Genomic DNA, 22389 nt, shown 5'->3' with positions numbered 1-22389 from the left:
AATTCTCTTTCTAAATCGAATCCAGCGCCGGAAGTTCATGTTTAGTCCCAAATGTTTAATTTGCCAGTTTCTAATAATTCCATAGTTGATTCCGGCAAACTTCCAACTGGTTATAACTGCTTGGCGGTTATATACAAATTTCACCTGTTTTTTTATACACAGTATCAATAGCTTTTAAGGACTCTAATAATTGTTTCATTTTAGCTAATGGCCAACTATTGGGTCCATCACTTAATGCTTTATCAGGATCGGGATGAGTTTCCATAAACAACCCTGAAATTCCTGCTGCCACTGCCGCTCTGGCAAGAACAGGAATGAACTCTCTCTGTCCCCCTGAAACACCATTATTGCCTCCAGGTAACTGTACTGAATGGGTCGCATCATAAACAATAGGACAACCTGTTTCACGCATTATGGCTAGAGCGCGCATGTCAGATACTAAATTATTATAGCCAAAACTTACCCCACGCTCACAAGCCATAATCTGTTGATTGCCTTCAGCTTTTGCTTTTTCTATCACATGCTTCATTTCCCATGGAGCTAAAAATTGGCCCTTTTTTATATTAACGGGTTTATTCATCGCAGCAACTTTCTGAATGAAATTCGTTTGTCTGCATAAAAAAGCTGGAGTTTGTAATACATCAACAACACTGGAGACTTCAAGTAAAGGAGTATCTTCATGAACATCTGTTAATATAGGTACGCCTACTTGAGACTTTACTTTTTCCAGGATTAATAATCCTTTTTCAAAACCAGGCCCTCTATAACTTGAAATAGAAGAGCGATTCGCTTTGTCAAAAGAAGATTTATAAATAAAAGGAATGTTTAAGTAAGTACACATTTCTTTTAAATAACCCGCGGTTTCTATTGCTAACTCCTCGCTTTCAATGACACAAGGACCCGCTATCAAAAATAAAGGTTTATCTAACCCAACTTCAAATCCGCATAAATTCATGCTTAATCCTTTTCTTGATGTTTTTTACGTGCTGCAAGTACAAATTGTTGAAAAAGAGGATGGCTTTCTCTGGGATTAGAAGTAAACTCAGGATGAAATTGGCAGGCTAAAAACCAGGGATGATCAGGTAACTCTACCATTTCCACCAATGAATTATCTACTGAGCGACCAGAAATAATCAAGCCATGCTTAACCAACTCCTCAATATAGGAGTTATTCACTTCATATCGATGACGGTGTCGTTCAATAATCTGTGGCTTTCCATAAACTGTTCGCGCCAAAGTATTGTCCACCAATTGACACAATTGAGCTCCAAGCCTCATTGTTCCACCTAAATCAGTATTCTCATCACGAATTTGTTTGCTACCGTCTGAGTCCATCCATTCACTAATTAATCCAAGCACAGGATGGTTTGTTGTTTTATTAAATTCAGTAGAGTTTGCATCAGCCCAACCTACGACATTTCTGGCAAACTCAATCACGGCAGTTTGCATACCCAAACAGATTCCTAAAAAAGGGACTTTATTTTCTCGAGCATATTCTATTGCTTTGATTTTACCTTCAATCCCTCGCTCTCCAAATCCGCCGGGAACCAGAATGGCATCGATTCCTTCAAGCAAAGATGCTCCGTGTTTTTCAATTAATTCAGCATCCAGATAAGCTATTTCAACTTTAGTCTGGGTATGTATGCCTGCATGCAGCAGCGCTTCATTAATTGATTTATAGGCATCGTTTAATTCAATGTATTTACCTACCATTGCTATTTTTACCTTCGCGGTTTGAATTACCTGCATGTCCACAACATGCTGCCACTCTCCAAGATCGGCTGGTTTAGCATCCAGGGCTAATTTCTTTACTACAATTTCATCTAATCCTTGCTGATGTAACATCATAGGTATTTGATAAATACTTTGAGCATCTTCAAGAGAAATCACCCCTTCTTTTTCAACATTGGTAAACAGCGCGATTTTAGCCCTGTCACCCATAGATAAAGGTTGTTCTGAACGACAAATCAAAATATCGGGTTGAATACCTATAGATCTCAATTCTTTAACAGAATGTTGAGTCGGCTTTGTTTTAGTTTCCCCAGAAGTTGCAATATAAGGTACTAGAGTAAGATGGATGAATAAAGCCCTTTGTGCACCTAATTCAATACGCATTTGCCTGATTGCTTCAAGAAAAGGTAATGATTCTATATCCCCTACTGTACCGCCAATTTCTACCATGGCAACATCAAATCCATCAGCGCCTAGTTTGATGCATCTTTTAATTTCATTAGTAATATGAGGAATTACCTGAACTGTTCCACCTAGATAATCGCCTTTTCTTTCCTTTTTAATGACGTTTTCGTAAATTTTACCGGAAGTAAAATTATTGCGCTTCGTCATAGTAGTATTAACAAAGCGCTCATAATGGCCTAGATCGAGATCAGTTTCAGCGCCGTCATGGGTCACAAAAACTTCTCCATGCTGAAACGGACTCATAGTACCAGGATCAACGTTGATATAAGGATCAAGCTTAATTAATGTAACACTAAGACCGCGAGCCTCAAGAATGGCTGCAAGTGAAGCGGCTGCAATGCCTTTACCTAAAGAAGACACTACCCCACCAGTAATAAAAATATATTTTGTCATGTTTTATCCCGTTAATGCCGCATCCACCCAAATTGGTGCTAAATTAAATTTGCATGTAAACGGGATTTAATTCTATCAAAGTGGGGATATAAATAACAGAAATTTAATAAATTAATACAATGTTTATTTTTTAGTAGTCATAGTAGCAAACAAATTTTAAAGAAAGCGGAAGCTCAGTGAAGCACCCTATTACATTGTTTACAAGATGAACAGGTCAATCTATGTAAACCTTCATTTACTCTAATTGCTGCTTTATTGACTGCATAATCACCGCAGAATCTGCCATATCGCGCCCTTTGTGCCCATGCTGACCACCCAATCTATCCCAAGCCTGCTCTTCATTATCTGTAGTAAGTACACCAAACAGGACCGGTATATCAAAATCTAACATGACCCTCTGACAGCCTTGACTAATTTGATCGCACACATAGTCATAATGACTCGTTTCACCACGAATAACGGCCCCCAGGGCAATGATAACCTGCACCGATTTTTTTTTGGCCAATAATTGGGCAGCTAAGGGGATTTCTACAGCACCAGGCACTTCTACTACAGTAAGTTCATTCGATGTAAACCCAAGCTCCGTCAACCGCTCTAACGCTCCTTCTTTTAAAGCATTAGTAATGGGTTGATTAAAGGTACTAACGACCAATGCAACTGGGAATGTACTATTAGTTTTACCTGGAAGTGCCTTTATTTCTTTCATATTCATCCTATTCAATGGACAATAAATGCCCCAATTTTTCTTTTTTTGTTTTTAAATATCCACGATTGTCGTTAGTTGGTTCCATTTCTAAGGGGATACGTTCAGTAACTGTAATTCCATATTGCTCAACAGCAGCAATTTTTGAAGGATTATTAGTCATTAATCTTAACGCTTCAATACCCAAATATTTAAGCATTTGATAGGCAATAGCGTAATCTCTATCATCAGCAGGTAAACCCAGTTTAAGATTAGCTTCAACTGTGTCCAAACCCTGGTCTTGTAAGGCATAGGCTTTCAACTTATTAGCCAATCCAATCCCTCTGCCCTCTTGACGTAGATAAATTAATACCCCCCCCTCAGCAGCTATCAAATCGAGGGAGTGCTCTAGTTGTTTCCCGCAATCACACTTACACGATCCAAAAACATCACCAGTAATACATTCAGAGTGAACACGAACCAAAGGGGCCTGATTACCGAATAATGGTGGTTTGACCAGAGCAAAATGTTCTGAAGAATCTAAATCATTCTCAAAAACCGTCATATTAAAAATCCCCCTATTCTGCAAAGGAATAGGAGTACTTGCAACAGCTTGGATTAGGGTCTCATGGTGGATTCGGTATTCAATCAAATCTTTAATCGTTACCATAGGGATTTGATGGGTTCGGGAAAACAATGCCAATTCATCGCGTCGGCTCATTGTCCCGTCTTCGTTTATTATTTCGCAAATTACCGCAGCAGGAATTAATCCCGCGATTCGTGACAAATCGACACTGCCCTCTGTTTGGCCAGCCCTTTCTAAAACACCTTTTCTTCTCGCACGTAATGGGAATACATGGCCAGGAGATATGACATCCGAGGGGCCACTTTTAGAATCTATGGCTACTTTAATCGTATGTGCTCTATCTCGGGCTGAAATTCCAGTTGAGACCCCTTGAGCTGCTTCTATAGAAACAGTAAATGCTGTTCCATAAGGTGACTTATTATTCTGAGCCATCATAGGTAACTGCAATTTATCAATCAGTTCATCAGCCATTGGCAGGCAAATTAATCCGCAACCAAATCGTGACATAAAATTAATTGCTTCAGGAGTAACAAACTCTGCAGCCATCACGAGATCGCCTTCATTTTCCCTGTCTTCATCATCCATTAAAATAATCATTTTACCGGCTTTAAGTGTTTCTACTGCCTGTTCTATAGTGGCTAACGAATAGTTCATGGCTCTACCTCACAGTTCAATTTCCCGAAAATTTGAAGCTGATGAGCAACAATACGGGTAAGATAATCAAATTCTATATTCACGTGCTGACCTTCTCCTAGCATTCCTAAGTTTGTTTGTGACAAAGTATGGGGTACCAACATTAATTTAACGTTTTGGTTTATTAAAGCATTAATAGTTAAGCTAACCCCTTCTACTGTAATACTCCCTTTGGGAACTAAATAAAGCAGGGCGTTTGGACTAAACCCTGTTAGCTCCAATTCAATGTATTCATCCATTGAATTAATGGATTTTATTCGAGCTGTAGTATCCACATGACCACTTACGTAATGGCCCCCAAAACGAGTCGTGGCAAACATAGCTCGCTCAAGATTGACAAAGTCTCCAGATGATAAATGAGCCAGCGTAGTTAAATTAAGGGTTTCAGGTGACACATCAAAATTTAATTCATTCGATTTTGAAGGTAATAAAGTTAAACATACCCCATTAACAGCTATGCTTTCACCTGTTTGTAGACTTTCAAAAGGTGATGAAACCACCAGGCGATTTGAACAACCATGAGCAACATTGTTGATAATCTTACCTTTTTCCTCTATTAATCCTGTAAACACTAATCCTCCTGCCAATCTAGACATGCTATCATATTATCCCCCATAGCATGCCATGAAACAGTATGCGCTCGTTCAAATATTCCGCTCTGCTGGTAAGCTGAAACAGCCTTTTCTCCTAAACTGATTGGAACTATATACAAATAAGTTCGGTGAACTAAACCCTTTTGATGCAAAGCACTAAACATTGCACCCCCAGCCTCTACCCAAACATCGTGATATCCGAGCTCGCCTAAATAGCTAAATATTGCTTTTAAATCCATTGTGCCATTTATTAATGGTATAGAATAAAAGCTGCTGTTTGGGTAGGAAACGTTCTTTAACTCATGGTGAAGGATGTGACAGTGGCTCGCTGTTGAAAAAATAGCCGCGAGGGGACTTAAACTTAAATGGCGGTCAATCACAGCAACTGGTTTCGCCTGTTCCGTATTATCCAATCTGACGTTCATTTTGGGATTATCCAGTTGGATAGTCCTGGCTGTTGTTAAGATAATATCTGTGGTTGCACGCATCTTATGCGTAAACTCAGAGCATAGCGAGTTGGATAAAATCAATCGCTTCCCTTCAGACCGCCCTATTTTACCATCTAAAGACTGAGCCATTTTTACCGTCACTCTCGGCTGACGGGTTTCAGTCCAGTAGGCATAGCTTTTATAAAACTCATTAATTTGCTCTATTGGTAGATGAGTAACTTTGACCCCATGTTCACGTAATTTAGCTGAGGAATTATTTTTTGCTACAATTGGGTTAGGATCTAAATAAGCAAAAAATACCTCTTCGACCCCATGTTCAATGATCGCATCAACACATGGCGGTGTTCTACCCCAATGGTTACATGGTTCAAGAGTAATATAAAGACGAATCCCTGGCATTTTAGGGGAGATTTGTGCTAACAATAGTTGTTCTGCATGTGGCGTACCTGCACCTTGATGACAAGCTTGTGCTATAATATTGCCATTTTGCACAGCAATAGCACCAACACTAGGATTGGGCGCACAGAGCCCCCGACCAAGTCTGGCTTGTTCAAGTGCTGTGAGCAGAAACTTTTCGTGCATCAATTAATCACCTTTAAAAAGTGCACGAATGATAACAAATTATTCAATTTTTGAGTAGCCTAATGATTAAATTGAACATGAAATTTAGATTTAACCTTAAATTTTCCAAACTAAAATCATGGATCGCACTACTAATTCTGTCACTTTTGACTCTAACCTCATTTGCTCAGGGATTATCCCCTTACTCAACAAATGAACTGGAGCAGTTAGAAAAGGAATTTATTCAACTGATTAATCAATCAGACAGTATAGAGCGTAACCCATTAGCCATTCAGTTTGTTAATAATATAGGGAAAAAACTGGCGCATTTTGGTAACATTAGAGCACCCTATTTCTTTATTGTTAAATCAAAAGAGATCAACGCCTTCGCAGGTCCTGGCGGATACATCGGTATTAACTCTCAACTTATTTTAACTACCAGCAATGAAAGTGAACTGGCGGCAGTAATGGCCCATGAAATAGCCCACGTTCGTTTACACCATCTTTACAGTATGATAGAGCATCAAAAACAGATGCGTATACCTATGTTAGCTTCTTTGTTAGCCTCCGCAGCTTTAGGAGTCTTAAATCCCACTGTAGGAATGGGAGCAATGATGGCATCACTTTCCGGCTTTTCTCAGGATAATATCAATTTTACTCGATCTAAAGAAAAAGAAGCCGATAGAATTGGCATTGATATGTTAATCAAAGCCGGATTCAATCCACGGGGTATGGCTGCATTTTTTCAAAAGATGCAGGAAAATTCTCGTTATTATTATACTGCAAATATCCCGGCAATTCTGCGCACCCACCCAATGGATGCTGACCGAATTGCAGAAGCTGAAAATCGGACTGATCATTTAGCTAAAAAACAATACACGGACTCCTTAGATTATGCCCTGTTTAAGGAGTTAATCAGAGTATCTGTAGCGCCAGAAAATAAAAAACTACTCGATTTTTATGCATATCACTGTCCAAAACAAAATCACAATGTTGCCTGCCAATATGGATACGTTCTGGCATTGTTAAATAATAATTATTTCCGTAAAGCCTCTGACCGCCTAATACCATTGCTAGAACAAAATAAGGATAATCTTTATTTCCAAATTGCAATGGCTCATGCAGAAACAGGAATGTTGCAACATCAGGCAGCCCTTTCTCGCCTGGCAGAAATGCTCAATATTTATCCTGATAATTACGCTGCACTAATGGCATACAGCGAGGGGCTGCTCGCGGCTAATCAAGCAGAGAAAGCAATCAGTATTCTCTTAAAAGGAAGTAGAATATACACACACGATCTGCCACTTTGCCGAGCTTTGGCTCGTGCACAAGCAGAAGCTCATCAAAAAAGTTATGCGTATTTTACTCAGTCACAATGTTTATTACTTGAGGGACAAAAAAGAGCAGCTATCGCACAATTAAAGGTGGCTCTTGGTTTAGCAAAACATGACGACTATTTAAAAGCACGAATTTTAGCCAAAATTGATGAAATTAAATTTATGGTAACAAATTAACGTATTAATGTGGACGGATTAATCGTCCATATATGGACTAAAACTATAATATAGTCTATATTTAGACTATAAGCCATGTTGAGATAATCAATGATTCCATTGCAGTCAACTACTATAAATCATGAACAGGTCCAAACCGCCTTTAAAGTGGTTTTAAATATTTTAGATAAATGGCATTGCACCACCGATGAGGCGTTATCCTTATTAGGTCTCAAACGTTCAACCTGGTTTAAATACAAAAACTCTCCTGAAAAAGCCTCATTTAGTCACGATCTCATTGAACGTATATCATACTTATTAAACATTCATGCCGCTTTGAGGATTTTATTTTCAAATCAAGAATCCGTTTATAAATGGGTCAGGAAACCCAACAAAGCCCCTTTCTATAATGGCCGATCTGCTATGGATATTATGGTGCAAGGGCGCGTTGTGGATCTTTGGGCAGTTGCCAGCAGGCTAAATGCAGAACGAGGCGGTAAAGCCTGATGCCTTCATTAGACTTACTGTGTAAATTACCCTATACGCGACAACGTTGTTATCGCTTGATTCCCTCTCAATTTCCCCCTATTCATTTGTTTGAAGATGTCGCTTGCGCTGAAGAGTTTGACGCGTTGTTTGCAGTACAAATGCTAACAAACCCCAGGATACAGGATGAAATTGGACTTTTGGGCTTAGTGCCTAAACAAGAAAGATTATATGCTGTTCCTGGCTGTGGATATATTATGGCAGCCTTTACCCATATTAACCCTGAGGGCAGTCGATTCTCTAACGGTGATTATGGAGTCTATTATGCTGCCGAGTCGCTCTCAATTGCTATTGCAGAAACCATTTATCATAAAGAACAATTCTTATCTTACACCAATGAGCCAGCTCAAGAATTGGATATGCGAAGTTTAATTGCGGATTTTAGTGCTCAATTATTCGATTTAACAATTTTGAATAAACAGACTGATCCTATCTATTCACCTTTAGATTATAAATTGAGTCAAAATTTTGGAGCTCAAATCAAGGAAAAGCAAGAAGATGGCATCGTTTATCATTCAGTGCGGTCCGCTGGGGCTAATTTTGCTTTATTTAAGCCCAACATTATACATAAATGCCAACAAGGGGCGCATTTCAGCTATGTTTGGAATGGGGAAAAAATAACTACGATATATAAGAAAGACAATACAAAAAAGGCCCTGGAAAGTTAAGGCGAATTGAGAGACTAAGTCAGCTAAAGTCCACCAAATATTGATGAGTAACATCATAAGCGAGATAATCTCCCAAATCAGCCAGATGTAACTTTTATTTCACTGCAACTTCTTTCCACCAGCTGGTTTTAGTCTCAGCAACCCAGTCAGCATTTCTTAGGTTTTTAACAAAATCTGCAGTTTCTTCTGGTGTTGAATGTTTAGGATCAAGCTTAATGCACCAGTCCCAGTCACCAGAGGTAGACCAAAGGCTTTGCACGCCATTCATTCTTGAAATTGAAGCAGAGTCAGACCATGCATTTTTTGTTTTTAAAAAAACAACACTATTCCATGAGCTCATGATAACTTTCCTTAGTAATGTATTATTAGAATTCGCGTGAATGATTGATCATCGCGTCTTTAAACCTTAGACCAAGAAGTTATATATTTCAATGTCTAAGATAAATTTACCTCATATTATTTTACAGCGAGATAGTCTCCATCGTATTGGAGTCACGCCAAGCTTAATCCAGACCTAATTTTTTTAATCTGTACCGTAAGGTCCTGAAGCTAATGCCTAATAGTCGAGCGGCAGCTGTTCTATTCCATTTTGTTTTATTGAGCGCATTGAGGATTAATTCTTTTTCTTGATCTTGCAGAAATCCATTTAAATTAGCTAAATTTGGGGTGGAATCAAAAAATAAATACCTAAAAATACAGCAATACTTAAAATTCTATACAGATCATAAACTAACAGCATACGCCATTGTCTCTTTTCCGGATTTTTTATCTGAAAATTTGCCATAGAACTAATCCGTTAGTTTTTATATCTATCATTATAAGCATACCAAGAAAGATAACTAGAAACCCAGTGGTTTTTGCTCTCTTTAATAGTTCCATAGTTTATAAGACATCCATATTCTGCTGGCATCAGAAGAGCCACTATCCTTTGCTTTGCCAATCCAATACTTCGCCTGCTTTAAATCCTTAAGTACCCCTTTACCTTCAGCATACATAATGCCCAGATTTATTTGACCCAGCTCCAGATTTTGATCTGCTGCTTTATTAAACCAATAAATTGCCTTTTTGAAATCTATTTTTACCCCCTCCCCCTCCATGTACATTACACCTAAATTATTTTGTGCCACTGCTAAACCTTGATCCGCTGCTTTTTGAAATAAACGTGCTGCTTCTTTATTATTTTTTTTGGTACCAAGACCATTCATATACATTACCCCAAGATTGTACTCACCCAAGGCTAATCCCTGCTCTGTGGACTTTTTGTACCAAAAAACAGCTTTTTTGTAATTTTTATCGACCCCATTACCAGTCATATAAATTAAACCAAGATTATTTTGCGCTTCTGCAAAGCCTTGATCGGCAGATTTTTTAAACCATATATATGCTTGTTTATAATCTCTAAATTCCCCATCACTGGAATACAAAATTCCTAAGTTATTTTGTGCCATTGCAAAGCCTTTATCCGCTGCTTTCTTATACCAATATATTGCTTGCTTGGGATTCTTACTGGTTCCCCATCGACGTTCGTATAAAAAGCCCAGATTGTTTTTTGCCTTAACGCTTCCTTGCTCAGCAGCCTTCTCAAACCAATATATTGCTTGCTTATAATCTCTGACTGCATAATCAGCATTCATGTACAACACACCAAGATTTGTCTGTGCTAAAGATAAGCCTGCATTAGCTGCTTTTGTATACCAATTAATTGCAGCTTTTATATCTTTCTTAACCCACGAATCACCACTCTCATAAATCACTCCAAGATTATTTTGAGCATCAAGATCACCTTGATCGGCTGCTTTTTGGTACCAATAAATCGCTTTACTCATGTTTTGTTGAACGCCACCTCCATTCATGTACATTGTGGCTAAATTATATTGACCATCAGAGCTCCCCTTATCTGCTGATTTTTTGTACCACAAAAAGGCTTGTTGCATATCGCGCTTCACTCCCGTTCCATGTTCATACAAGACCCCCATATTATTTTGACTCATTGCCAAGCCCTGGTCTGCAGCCTTTTTTATCCAAAACAGCGCTTTATTGATATCCTGGGAAGTCGCCAAGCCTTTTAAGTAGAATAAACCAAGATTATTTTGAGCTTCAGGATTTCCTTGCGCTGCCGCTTTTTGATACCAAAAGAGTGCTTGTTTCAGATCCTGTTCAACGCTGTAGCCTTTTTCATAATTAATACCTAATTGCAGTTGGGATTCAGGATTGCCTTGCTCAGCCTTATCCTGGAGACTGACTCCTGTTTGTGAACTTCTATTCTTGTCAAATTCAAATGCTGTAACGGCTGTTGTAAAAAGGAGTATAGATAGACCAATAACTATGGTTCTGTTCATAATACCTCCTACATTCATTGTTCAATTATAGCACAGCACAAGGGCATTTTTTACCTAATAGATTAGGATATGTTCCTGTAAATAAATTTGATGGTTTCTTGATTAATTAAGGCTTAAACTAAAAGAAAGGCATCAGGTTTTTACTATGAGAATTATCAGATTATTAGTTTTCTACATTTTCATACTTACAGTTACAACCCTTTTTGCAGAAGCAAGTAATATGAAAGCCACAAATTCCGCAGAAAAAATACAACTCACTTCCGGAGCATTCTGGATAAAAAATCACTGGCCCAATAACGATGGATCCCCGCAGGTGGCACCTGTTCATTGGCGTAGCGCAACAAGCTCTATCGAAGTCTTAGACGGAAAAAAAGTCAAAATTAATAAAAAAGGAATGAATGCCTTGTTTATTTCCGGAAGTGCTGCCCCTACTCTAGGGAATATGATTTGGTTAAGGAAAACCTTGGGAAAGACCCATTCTGTTTATATTATTGATTTGCGTCAGGAAACGCACCTCTATATTAATGGATTACCCATTAGCTTATTTTATAAACGAGACGAGATAAACTGGGGTAAAACACCTAGGGCAATTAGTGATGCAGAGTACTCTTGGGTAGAATACTTTCTTAGCTCAGGAGTAGCCAAAATTAATAAGTTGGGCAAACCTCAAGCGGGCTTCAAGGTTCCAATAGAACCAGTAATTGTGCCGATCAAAGAGGCCTATACAGAGCAGCAGGCTGCTCAAAAAGCAGGGGTAGCTTACGTTAGAATTGAGGTGCCTGATTATCATCCACCTACGCCTGGCCAGGTAGATCAATTTATAGCAATAATTAACAACGCACCTCTCAATACCTGGCTACACGTTCATTGTGCTGCAGGGAAGGGAAGGACAACTACGTTCATGATCATGCGCGATATACTTGCAAATGCAAAATACGTCCATTTAAAAGACATCATTACTCGTCAAGCTGGCTTGGGAGGAATTGATTTGTTCGGAAGATCTCCATCCATAGCAGCACAGCCATGGAAAAAAGAATATCATTGTGCTCGAAAGGACTACATAAAATTATTTTATACCTTTGTCCATTCAGGGGCTGCCGCCAACCAAACATTCACCTCCTGGATAGAAAAACAACCTGATAGCCCTTATAAATCCATATTAAAATCCTATGCATATTACAACTGGGATGTTAACGAATTATTGTAGGCTGGATGAAATCTGAAGCATGGTCAGCGATTCAAAGAAACTGATGTTGTCCGTAAACAGGATACACACTAAACCTAATAAATGTTATAAAGGTATATTGTTTTTTCCGCAGAGATGTAAATTGCGTCCTTAAATGGATTTTAATGATGTTAATCTGGATCATTCTAATACTGTTCACAACAGCATTTTTAATGCTATTTATTTTTATTCGCCCCCGTTTTGTGTGGCTGATTTCAACTATTCCATTTTTTTTATTTTTCTATTTTGCTCATTTTATTCCCCAAGTAATGAACGGAACAATTATTTTTTATACGCTAAAGTGGTTCCCATCAATAGGCGTATCCATTTCACTCTGCGTTGATGGTCTTAGTTTATTGTTTGCTTTGCTTATTACCGGTATTGGGACTTTAATTGTCATTTATAGCATCCCTTATCTTGAGAATAACAGGCATTTATCCCGATATTTTTGTTACTTATTTTTATTCATGTCCGCAATGCTGGGAGTAGTTCTGGCTGATAATTTAATTACCCTCTTTGTCTGTTGGGAAATAACCAGTGTTAGTTCCTATTTACTTATCGGATTCAATCATGAAAGAGCGTCTGCAAGAGAGGCGGCATTAAACGCCTTATTAATTACAAGCTCGGGTGCACTGTGCCTGCTAGCCGGTTTTTTATTAATAGGCTTGGCCACAGATACTTACTCCATTTCAGAATTATTAAATCAAGGGCGTGGGTTTGTTGAAAACAGGTGGTATACAGCTATTTTGTTATTGGTATTAATTGGCGCATTTACCAAGTCTGCCCAATTTCCATTTCATTTTTGGTTGCCTAACGCAATGGAGGCGCCGACCCCGATTAGTGCTTACCTTCATTCCGCAACAATGGTACAAGCAGGGGTTTATCTTTTAGCGAGATTTCATCCTGTAATGTCTGGTAGTGCCTTGTGGTTTATTGCCCTGACTACTATCGGGGCTATCACAATGGTTGTTGGTGTATTGCTTGCTTTCAAACAGACCGACATGAAATTAATATTGGCTTACACCACCGTAACAGCAATGGGATCACTGGTTTTCTTATTAGGTTCAGATCAGGATGCTGTTATCAAAGCCGCTGTTGCATTCCTCATCTCACACGCACTTTATAAAGCAACATTATTTATGGTAGTAGGTGATATTCAACACCAAACAGGCACCAGATTAGTGACTAAAGTGAGTGGATTACATAAAGCGATGCCAGTGACATTTTGGGCTGCATTAGTTTCTGGCGCCTCTATGGCAGGATTGCCTCCTTTACTTGGCTTTTATGTAAAAGAATTAGTTTATGAAGCCAATTTAGCTGCACCAATTGCTTCATATATATTGACCGCAATGGTCGTTTTTGCCAACATGATGGTTGCATCGTTAGCATTTATCTTGATTATTAAGCCTTTTTTTGGGCAACAAAAACCAAAACATGTTCTGGAGGCAAACAAAAAAATGTCAATAAATGCGTTTTTGCTTGCAGTGTTTACATTAATTATAAGCATTGTGCCATTTATTATTAATAAAGCAATATTGTCACCAGCGGCGAGCGCCATCCTTGGTCATTCGGTGACTATGGAATTGACCATGTGGCACGGGTTTACACCATCACTTGCGCTCAGCCTTATTACGTTTTTAGGCGCAATCATATTGTATCCTGTCAGAATCGCCGGGTAAGTGTCTGCCACTGAGTCCGGATTAATCCGAGCCGCGCGCGTCAGCAAGCGGAATTCTTTAAAAATATTCAAAATACCTATTGACACGGTTTTTCTGTAAAACTGATGTTTTTCCATATCAAACGTAAGTCATGCAATATGCATGCCCTAAGATCCCCAAGATCACAATGTAGCCCCTTTCACTAATAAAACATCTCCCTCCTGAGGTCAGATTTTTTCTTAGCCCTTAGTGGCGTTAAAACTCGAAAAATGCGTTCAAAAAAAGTCATGTTATGATTGCCGTATCAGCATTAGTAACGCAGTGGTAGATGATGAAACGCCAAGAAATCAAACAAGTTTTAGATGAGTTAACAAAAGATATCGATAGTCTTGCCGACAAAAAGGCCGTGACTATCATTAAGGTATTGGTTAATTTGGTCGAAATGCTTGCCGAAGAAAATGCTTTGCTCAGAGAGGAAAACCAAGTATTACGTGATGAGATAAACCGCCTTAAGGGTGAACAGGGCAAACCTAATATTCGCGGTCAATCCAAAGGTAGCAATGGCGATAATACAGGCAATTCCAATCATTCATCTGAAGGAGATCGCAATAAACGTGGTAAAGGGAACAATAAAAACACAGGCAAAGACAAAAAAAACGTACGTATTGATAGACGTGTTACGATTGCTCTGGACAAAGCAACGCTGCCAGATGACGCCAAGTTCAAGGGTTTTGAGATTCGAATCATCCAGGATCTAAAAATCATCACGGATAATGTTGAATTCAAGCTGGAAACGTATTACTCACCATCTTTGAAAAAAACCTTTATTGCGCCGATTCCTGGCGAATATAAGGGCAGTGAATTTGGTCCTGGGGTTAAAGCGCTGGTCATCACATTATACCGTGATGCAGGGATGACGGAGAGCGCCATTGAGCGCTTTTTAAAAACATGTGGTATTCAAATATCACATGGTAAAATTGCTTCCATGCTGACAGAAGGCAATGATATTTTTCATCAGGAAAAAGAAGATATTGTCGATGCCGGTAGCAACGCAGGCTTGTACCAGCAGATGGATGACACAGGCAGTCGTGTTAACGGCAAAAATCACTACACCCATGTTTTATGTAATGACTTTTTTACAGCATACTTCACTCGTCGTAAAAAAGATCGCTTGACCTTATTGGAGTTGCTGTGTCGAGACCAATTAAAGTTTATGTTTAATCAGGAGGCTTATGAGTTAATGGATGAGTTTGGTCTCGCAAAAAAATGGTTGGATCAAATTAAACCAATGCTGCATGCACAACCCCTCACACGTGAATCAATCGATAGTTTGATGGGAACACTTTTTCCAAATCCAAAAAAACACAGCACGAATCGACGCATAATTCTTGAGTCAGCAGCTCTTGCCTATTATCAGCACTCGAAATACTTCATCCATTATTTAATGACAGATGATGCGCCTCAGTTTAATAAATTGGCCCTACATCATGCGCTGTGCTGGATCCATGAAGGTCGTCATTATAAAAAACTCACTCCATTCTCAGATATGAATCAGAATATATTGGCTGTATTTCTTGAGCAATTATGGGATTTCTACCATGCATTATTGACTTACAAGACGGCTCCATCTCAATCAATGGCCCAACAACTATCAATGCAATTTGATACTTTGTTCGCAACCACGACAGGCTATGATGTTTTAGATCAACGCATTGCAAAGACACGTGCTAAAAAACAAGCGTTATTATTGGTGTTAGACCATCCATTTCTGCCATTGCACAACAATGCCTCTGAATTAGGGACACGGTTTCAAGCAAGGATACGCGACATCAATCTCCAAACGGTCTCCCAAAATGGCACCAAATCAAAGGATACGTTTGCCACGATTGTACAGACGGCCAGAAAACTGAAAGTTAACGTTTATCAGTATATTTACGATAGGGTGACTAAAAAATTTGAAATGCCATCATTGGCTGAATTAATCTTACTTAAAGTGCGGCAGGTTCCATGCACCACATAAGCATCTCGAGATAATTCCGCTTGCTGACGCGCGCGGCTCGGATTAGTCCGGGCTCAGTGGCAGACACTTACCCGGCGATTCTGACAGGATACAAAATTTTGAACTAAATAATAACATTTTGTTGGATATACAACAAAATGAATGGTATTAAAGAGTGCTTACTCTATGCAAGAAAAATAATTGAAAAAAACGAAACTTGACGTGGCCTGTTAATAATCTGTAACCTATTTTACCCACACATTTAAATGGAGGCTTTATGAGTTATATTGATGGATTTGTAGTTGCAGTACCAAAGGCTAAAAAGCAGCAATATATTGAGCATGCAACCAAAGCGGGCCAGATATTTAAAGAACACGGCGCCATACAACTGGTTGAGTGTTGGGGAGATGAAATACCCGAAGGAAAAATTACGTCTTTCCCTATGGCAGTCAAGTGCAAAGAGGATGAAATAGTTGTTTTTTCATGGATTCTTTGGCCTTCCAAGCATGTTCATGATGAAGGAATGATGAAAGCCGTGGAAGATCCTCGCTTAAAATCTGATACCAACCCCATGCCTTTTGATGGCAAACGTATGATTTATGGTGGATTTGATATGATTGTTAATGTCTGAATCTGATATCAATAAAGCCTTGGATAAAATCATAAACTTCCTTTTACAATTGCATCAGTTGAATTCGTAATTCGAAATTTATGATTCGTTGTGCAAGAAATCACAAAGAAAAAAGTGTGGAGCTGGATTGGGTCCTGTTGTAATGGAAGCACTATTACGTATGAGGCCTGTACTATAAATAAACTTGTGAACAACTGCATTTAAGCAAGACCTTAAGCTGATAAATTTCCCAACCTGTCTGAGTTACATTGGTCTATAATTAAACAGAACATCAGGGAGAACTAATCATGCATAAACTCATTGAAATTGATGGTATTGGCAAACGCTATGCTGAGTTGCTTCATGAAGAGGGGCTTAACTATCAGGAGCAGTTTCTTAAAGCCTGTTGCACTCGCAGTAAGCGAAATCAACTTTGTAAACATACCGGGATCAGCCCCAAACTAATTCTTAAATGGACAAACCATGCTGACTTGGCAAGAGTCCACGGTATCGGCGAAGAGTTTGCTGAACTATTGGAAAAATGCGGTGTCGACTCAATCCCGGAATTGGCACATCGTCGATATGAAAATTTATATCTAGCCTTGAGAAAAACCAATGAGCTACACCACCTTTGTCGTCGTATACCAAGCACCTCAATGGTGAAATCATGGATCGAAGAAGCCAAGTGCTTGCCTAAGATAGTTTACCATTAAGGGTTTATGGCCTTTGCTTTTTGTGAAGGCCCATTGTCCGCATGAGTAGCCTGATTTTTAGCATCTTTTAGTAATGTGCAACATTCTCTTTTAAACAACTTCAAGATCCTGGAGTTGGACTCGCGAAATTATTAGACCCTGCTTGAACGGGTATTAGTTTTTCATCATTATCCAAAGAACAATAAATTATCTCTACCCGTCAATTAAGAATTTTTAGCGTTCCAATAAAATTGAATCACAATAATTTTTGGATGCTCATTCATTAATTTTTATGAAATCAATGCGTTTGATGAACCTTGGTTCTGCTCTATCAAATCGACACTTTTGGAAAAAAAAGTACTTTTTCCAAAAAATTCCTTATATTTTGTTATCAGATCTTCAGACAAGTTTCTACCAAATCTTCGATCTGAAAATGTATCTTTTCCAATGGGTTTGTCTCCATCAACCAAAGCTGGTAGCCTATTTTTATCAGGTGCCACAAGTTTTTCATCGTAACCTGAGATTATCCTGGAGGGCATAATTAATTCGACAAGCTCTTCATCATAATCCCGGGAAAGATCAGAGGTCATATATAAGTCCATGAGCCCTTCATAATCTTGAGGTAATTTAGTCGTGCTTCGAACTCCTCCTGACTCCACACACGTTGCGGATAAATTCTTCTTAATTTCAGGTGTATTATTTTTCATCCTCGCCACTAATGGCGAAGTGAATTTATCAGAGTATTCAAGTTCAGCAACAGAATAGATTTTAGGCTCGCTAGTGCAGTAACTTATGTAATTGATTAATGTGCCTCTGCTTGCACTGTATAAGATTCTGATAACTGACAACATTTCTGCATCAGTGGGTCTATAGTGGCCACTATTGTTGGTTATTTCTATAAGAATTCCGTCTTTAAATACCAAACTGCCACCTGCAAGGATTTTTTTTCCGTTTGCTAAATAGGAATGATTTAAGGTTTTATCACACAGTAGTTTAGGCTCTTCTTGACAGGTCAGAACAAAGTTGTATTCACCATCCAAAAAATCACCCTGTACATTGAGAAATAAATTTTTATAAGAGTTTTCGATAGCATATAAATTTTGCGTTTCAGCATTTAGATATTTTTGCCGTGGATCGTCCGCTGATTGATATGGGTCCGCATGTCTGGAACAAAATTAAGGAAAAATAAGAGCTATTCATCCATCATTTATAGTTAAAAATTCACTCAAATTAACCTATTTAAACCTACTCAATACCGTATGAATAGTGATTGCTACTACGAATTGTCTTAGGTCATTTTACCACAACTCTATCAGAATGACTTATCCACAAGTCCACAGGTCAGGAGAGCTTCACTTTCTCGTATAGGCCTGTGGGCCTTGTGGGTAAGTCATGACGCTCTCATTTAGGGTTTATGGTCTTTTCCGGCCATAATACACCTCTGCGGGCGTTAAATAATTAAAGGACTGGTGAAGCCTTCGGTTATTATAATACTCAAAATACTCCGTTAAGGCCAGCTCAACCTCTTCAATTGTATCAAAATCATACCGGTAGATTTTTTCTTGCTTAACACTACGCCACAATCGCTCGATAAATATATTATCTAAATAACGTCCTCGCCCATCCATGCTGATAGAAATGTGGTGAGATTTTAGCGTATTTATCCAATCTTTTGAGGTAAATTGAGAACCCTGATCCGTGTTAAAGATCTCACAACGCGAATGCAGCAAAGCGTTTCTAAGCGCCTCAATACAAAATTCAGCCTCCATAGTAGGTGAAATAGCCCATCCAATCACATAACGACTATACCAGTCCATAATAGCTACTAAATACACATGCTTTCCTTTCATGCGGATGTAGGTGATATCTGCGGCCCAAACCTGATTTGGTTTGGTGATATCTGATATGGGTCCGCATGTCTGGAACAAAATTAAGGAAAAATAAGAGCTATTCATCCATCATTTATAGTTAAAAATTCACTCAAATTAACCTATTTAAACCTACTCAATACCGTATGAATAGTGATTGCTACTACGAATTGTCTTAGGTCATTTTACCACAACTCTATCAGAATGACTTATCCACAAGTCCACAGGTCAGGAGAGCTTCACTTTCTCGTATAGGCCTGTGGGCCTTGTGGGTAAGTCATGACGCTCTCATTTAGGGTTTATGGTCTTTTCCGGCCATAATACACCTCTGCGGGCGTTAAATAATTAAAGGACTGGTGAAGCCTTCGGTTATTATAATACTCAAAATACTCCGTTAAGGCCAGCTCAACCTCTTCAATTGTATCAAAATCATACCGGTAGATTTTTTCTTGCTTAACACTACGCCACAATCGCTCGATAAATATATTATCTAAATAACGTCCTCGCCCATCCATGCTGATAGAAATGTGGTGAGATTTTAGCGTATTTATCCAATCTTTTGAGGTAAATTGAGAACCCTGATCCGTGTTAAAGATCTCACAACGCGAATGCAGCAAAGCGTTTCTAAGCGCCTCAATACAAAATTCAGCCTCCATAGTAGGTGAAATAGCCCATCCAATGTAAATCAGCATGCAAAAATGACCCCCTTTTAGGGTAAATCAGCATCCAATTTTGACCCTCTAAAATCGAGTAAAACGTGTACTCTAGATTTTAATAATCTAGAGGGAATTAGAGGATGTTGATCATGGAAACAGAAGCAAAAATTAGGCGCATGTTTCATGTGCAAAAATTAACTATTGCGGAAATTGTTCGCACAACAGGATTATCGCGTAATACAGTTAGACGGGTAATCCGAGCAGAAAAGTCTGGGAAAAATTATCAACGCTCCATTCAACCACTACCTGCACTGAATATCTTCAAAGAGACGTTGGTATCATGGTTGAACAACGACCACAAGTTATCGAAAAAGGAACGCCGTAGTGCAATGAAGTACTACACTCAACTAAAAGAAAGTGGCTATTGCGGTTCTTATGATAGTGTCCAGCGTTTTGTTAAAGTATGGCGCTGTACGAGTCGAGAGTCATTAAAAGCCTATATTCCACAATACTATCATCCCGGAGAGGCCTATCAGTTTGATTGGAGTGAAGAAACTGTAGAGCTTGCAGGCGTTGTTCAAAAAATCAAAGTAGCTCAATTTCGTTTAAGCTACAGCCGTAAATTTTTTCTTGTAGCATATCCTCGAGAAACTCAAGAAATGTTATTTGATGCGCATAATTTAGCCTTCAAATTTTTTGGTGGCTTAACGCTAAGAGGTATTTATGACAACATGAAAACGGCGGTAGATAGTGTTTTCAAGGGTAAGGAGCGTGCTTTTAACCGGCGATTTTTGGCATTAATGGATCATTACTTAATTGAACCTACAGCCTGCAATCCCGCAGCCGGATGGGAAAAGGGGCAGATTGAAAATCAAGTTGATAATGTACGTGACTGGGTATTTAAACCACGTCTTAAATATGAAACCTTGTCGTTATTAAATGAACATCTTCAGCAGCAATGCCAATTATTGGCCGAGAAAAGGCATCACCCAGAACAACAAGAACTAACTGTTGACGCTGTATTTCAAGAAGAAAGAACTCATTTTAGAGCGTTAAATCATCCATTTGATGGGTATAAAGAAGTTTCAACTCTAGTACATTCAACCTGCTTGATTCATTGCGATAGAAATCGTTATAGCGTTGATTGTGCCTATGCCAACCAGATGGTGACGCTCAGGATATACGCATTAACTATAGAGGTATTTTCAGGTAATGAGTCCATCGGTTGCCACCAACGCACCTTTGGCCGCAATAAAACACTGTTTAATCCATGGCATTATTTACCTTTACTGGAGCGCAAGCCAGGGGCATTACGCAATGGTGCTCCATTCAAAGACTGGCAATTACCACCAGCCATTTTAAAAATCAAAAGCATTCTCATGAAGCGCCGTGGTGGTGACAGAGAATGCGTTGAGGTGCTGTTGGCAATGAGTGAGCATGGCATTGAGGCGGTGAGTGTAGCCTGTGAATTAGCGCTAACAGAGCAGGTGGTTAGCCGTGATTATATTCTTAATGCGTTGCATCGATTACGGCCTACAGCACTTCCTCAAGCAACGACAATGCCCGCTGGATTAATCTTAAAGGAAGAACCCACAAGTAATTGTCATAAATATAATTTACTCTTAACGGGAGCAAATCATGCCATTCACTAAATTATCTGAGTTGCTTAAGATATTAAAATTACAAGGCATGTTAGATAGGTTGCTAGCCTATGAAGAGTCGAAGCCTTTGGTGAAACTAACTCATTATGAGTGGTTATCTATGCTATTAGAAGCAGAACAAATAACACGCAAAACGCGTGCTATTAATTATCAACTGAGTGTCGCAAAATTCCCGGTCAATCGTAATTTAAGCCAATTTGATTTTACGCAACATCCTGTTAATGAAGAAGAAATAAGTTTATTGCACGCAGGGAGCTTTGTTGATGCTGGGCGCAATATTATTTTTGTGGGTGGCACGGGCTCTGGTAAAACGCACTTAGCTATTGCTATAGCAACTAATTTAATTAAGCAAGGAAAGCGGGCTTGTTTTTATAATGTTGTTGATCTGGTCAACAAATTAGAACAAGAAAAAAAACAAGTTAATACAGGACGGCTAGCTAATCGCCTGCAAAATTTTGATGCTATTGTCCTGGATGAGCTTGGATATTTACCATTTTCTGAAGCGGGCGGAGCTCTGTTGTTTCATTTAGTTAGCAAATTATATGAAAAAACATCATTAATCATTACAACAAACTTAAATTTTGGTGAATGGCCAAAGGTGTTTTGTGATACAAAAATGACCGCAGCCATGCTGGACAGATTGACTCATCATTGCTCTATTGTTGAGACTGGAAATGAAAGTTATCGCTTTAAAAATCGAAGCTAAAACAGTAAAGTAAATAATCAATGTGATATGTTTTTGAGGGTCAATTTTGGATGCGGTTTGAGGGTCAAAATTGGATGCTGATTGACACCATCCAATCACATAACGACTATACCAG

At 38.8% G+C, this 22389-nt stretch carries 21 protein-coding genes and 1 pseudogene; 10 read left to right on the top strand and 12 right to left on the bottom strand.

Annotated features, from left to right (window positions below):
* Nucleotides 1-127: 127 nt before the first annotated feature.
* The 6 genes from kdsA to ribD form a co-directional block, all read right to left on the bottom strand.
* The gene (gene kdsA, locus HRS36_RS05445) at nucleotides 128-955 is read right to left on the bottom strand and encodes a 3-deoxy-8-phosphooctulonate synthase (protein WP_173236527.1); all 828 of its coding nucleotides are present in this window, start codon (nucleotides 953-955) and stop codon (nucleotides 128-130) included.
* A gap of 2 nt (nucleotides 956-957) precedes the next feature.
* Entirely contained in the window at nucleotides 958-2589 is a 1632-nt protein-coding gene (locus HRS36_RS05440; RefSeq protein WP_173236526.1) for a CTP synthase, read from the bottom strand.
* A gap of 235 nt (nucleotides 2590-2824) precedes the next feature.
* Nucleotides 2825-3295, bottom strand: coding sequence for a 6,7-dimethyl-8-ribityllumazine synthase (gene ribH / locus HRS36_RS05435; protein WP_173236525.1), 471 nt, complete (start codon nucleotides 3293-3295; stop codon nucleotides 2825-2827).
* Nucleotides 3296-3302: 7 nt separating this feature from the next.
* A complete protein-coding gene (gene ribB / locus HRS36_RS05430; protein WP_173236524.1) occupies nucleotides 3303-4511 on the bottom strand; it encodes a 3,4-dihydroxy-2-butanone-4-phosphate synthase in 1209 nt (402 codons plus the stop codon).
* Complete coding sequence (locus HRS36_RS05425) at nucleotides 4508-5122, bottom strand: riboflavin synthase (protein WP_173238466.1); 615 nt, start codon at nucleotides 5120-5122, stop codon at nucleotides 4508-4510. Before HRS36_RS05425 ends, ribB begins: the two co-directional genes overlap by 4 nt.
* A complete protein-coding gene (ribD, locus tag HRS36_RS05420) occupies nucleotides 5122-6174 on the bottom strand; it encodes a bifunctional diaminohydroxyphosphoribosylaminopyrimidine deaminase/5-amino-6-(5-phosphoribosylamino)uracil reductase RibD (protein ID WP_173236523.1) in 1053 nt (350 codons plus the stop codon). Before ribD ends, HRS36_RS05425 begins: the two co-directional genes overlap by 1 nt.
* 62 nt (nucleotides 6175-6236) lie before the next feature.
* Between ribD and HRS36_RS05415 the strand changes: the two genes are divergently transcribed.
* From HRS36_RS05415 to HRS36_RS05405, 3 genes are all read left to right on the top strand, one after another.
* Complete coding sequence (locus HRS36_RS05415) at nucleotides 6237-7667, top strand: M48 family metalloprotease (RefSeq protein WP_173236522.1); 1431 nt, start codon at nucleotides 6237-6239, stop codon at nucleotides 7665-7667.
* Nucleotides 7668-7757: 90 nt separating this feature from the next.
* Entirely contained in the window at nucleotides 7758-8153 is a 396-nt protein-coding gene (locus HRS36_RS05410) for an MbcA/ParS/Xre antitoxin family protein (protein WP_173236521.1), read from the top strand.
* 56 nt (nucleotides 8154-8209) lie between these two features.
* Nucleotides 8210-8860 (top strand): RES family NAD+ phosphorylase, encoded by a 651-nt coding sequence (locus HRS36_RS05405; protein ID WP_226905583.1) that lies wholly within the window; start codon nucleotides 8210-8212, stop codon nucleotides 8858-8860.
* A 94-nt stretch (nucleotides 8861-8954) separates the two neighbouring features.
* On the opposite strand, the gene HRS36_RS05400 is transcribed toward HRS36_RS05405, so the two are convergent.
* The 3 genes from HRS36_RS05400 to HRS36_RS05390 form a co-directional block, all read right to left on the bottom strand.
* Nucleotides 8955-9200, bottom strand: a complete 246-nt coding sequence (locus HRS36_RS05400) for a hypothetical protein (RefSeq protein WP_173236519.1) — start codon at nucleotides 9198-9200, stop codon at nucleotides 8955-8957.
* Between the two features lie 163 nt (nucleotides 9201-9363).
* Nucleotides 9364-9474 carry a helix-turn-helix domain-containing protein gene (locus HRS36_RS05395; RefSeq protein ID WP_267313959.1) on the bottom strand — a complete coding sequence of 37 codons (111 nt, stop codon included), beginning with the start codon at nucleotides 9472-9474 and terminating at the stop codon, nucleotides 9364-9366.
* Between the two features lie 252 nt (nucleotides 9475-9726).
* The gene (locus tag HRS36_RS05390) at nucleotides 9727-11199 is read right to left on the bottom strand and encodes an SEL1-like repeat protein (protein ID WP_173236518.1); all 1473 of its coding nucleotides are present in this window, start codon (nucleotides 11197-11199) and stop codon (nucleotides 9727-9729) included.
* 220 nt (nucleotides 11200-11419) lie between these two features.
* Here HRS36_RS05390 and HRS36_RS05385 point away from each other — a divergent pair, with 220 nt between their 5' ends.
* The 5 genes from HRS36_RS05385 to HRS36_RS05365 all read left to right on the top strand — a co-directional run bounded on the left by HRS36_RS05385 (nucleotide 11420) and on the right by HRS36_RS05365 (nucleotide 17404).
* Nucleotides 11420-12406: a fused DSP-PTPase phosphatase/NAD kinase-like protein gene (locus HRS36_RS05385; protein ID WP_173236517.1), complete on the top strand. Its 987-nt coding sequence runs from the start codon at nucleotides 11420-11422 to the stop codon at nucleotides 12404-12406.
* Between the two features lie 191 nt (nucleotides 12407-12597).
* On the top strand, nucleotides 12598-14103 hold the full coding sequence (locus tag HRS36_RS05380) for a proton-conducting transporter transmembrane domain-containing protein (protein WP_226905582.1): 1506 nt from the start codon (nucleotides 12598-12600) through the stop codon (nucleotides 14101-14103).
* A gap of 307 nt (nucleotides 14104-14410) precedes the next feature.
* A complete protein-coding gene (locus tag HRS36_RS05375; RefSeq protein ID WP_173235423.1) occupies nucleotides 14411-16102 on the top strand; it encodes an IS66 family transposase in 1692 nt (563 codons plus the stop codon).
* Nucleotides 16103-16358: 256 nt separating this feature from the next.
* Nucleotides 16359-16712 carry a DUF1428 domain-containing protein gene (locus HRS36_RS05370; protein ID WP_173236515.1) on the top strand — a complete coding sequence of 118 codons (354 nt, stop codon included), beginning with the start codon at nucleotides 16359-16361 and terminating at the stop codon, nucleotides 16710-16712.
* Nucleotides 16713-16999: 287 nt separating this feature from the next.
* Entirely contained in the window at nucleotides 17000-17404 is a 405-nt protein-coding gene (locus HRS36_RS05365; RefSeq protein ID WP_173236514.1) for a DUF4332 domain-containing protein, read from the top strand.
* Nucleotides 17405-17673: 269 nt separating this feature from the next.
* Here the strand turns inward: HRS36_RS05365 and HRS36_RS05360 are convergent, their stop codons facing one another.
* From HRS36_RS05360 to HRS36_RS05350, 3 genes and pseudogenes are all read right to left on the bottom strand, one after another.
* A complete protein-coding gene (locus HRS36_RS05360) occupies nucleotides 17674-18423 on the bottom strand; it encodes a hypothetical protein (RefSeq protein ID WP_173236513.1) in 750 nt (249 codons plus the stop codon).
* Nucleotides 18424-18795: 372 nt separating this feature from the next.
* Nucleotides 18796-19281 (bottom strand): annotated as a pseudogene (locus tag HRS36_RS05355) (IS3 family transposase); the annotation flags it as partial.
* A gap of 269 nt (nucleotides 19282-19550) precedes the next feature.
* Nucleotides 19551-19943, bottom strand: a complete 393-nt coding sequence (locus HRS36_RS05350; RefSeq protein WP_173236511.1) for an integrase core domain-containing protein — start codon at nucleotides 19941-19943, stop codon at nucleotides 19551-19553.
* A 104-nt stretch (nucleotides 19944-20047) separates the two neighbouring features.
* On the opposite strand from HRS36_RS05350, the gene istA reads away from it, so the two are divergent.
* On the top strand, nucleotides 20048-21559 hold the full coding sequence (istA, locus tag HRS36_RS05345) for an IS21 family transposase (protein WP_197933184.1): 1512 nt from the start codon (nucleotides 20048-20050) through the stop codon (nucleotides 21557-21559).
* On the top strand, nucleotides 21546-22274 hold the full coding sequence (istB, locus tag HRS36_RS05340; RefSeq protein WP_173235816.1) for an IS21-like element helper ATPase IstB: 729 nt from the start codon (nucleotides 21546-21548) through the stop codon (nucleotides 22272-22274). Before istA ends, istB begins: the two co-directional genes overlap by 14 nt.
* Nucleotides 22275-22389: the final 115 nt, after the last annotated feature.

Origin of the sequence: Legionella antarctica (assembly GCF_011764505.1) — a bacterium.
In the GTDB taxonomy this organism is placed as follows: Bacteria; Pseudomonadota; Gammaproteobacteria; order Legionellales; family Legionellaceae; genus Legionella; species Legionella antarctica.
Note: the sequence above shows the minus strand (reverse complement) of the source record. Positions and strands in the feature narration are given on the sequence as shown.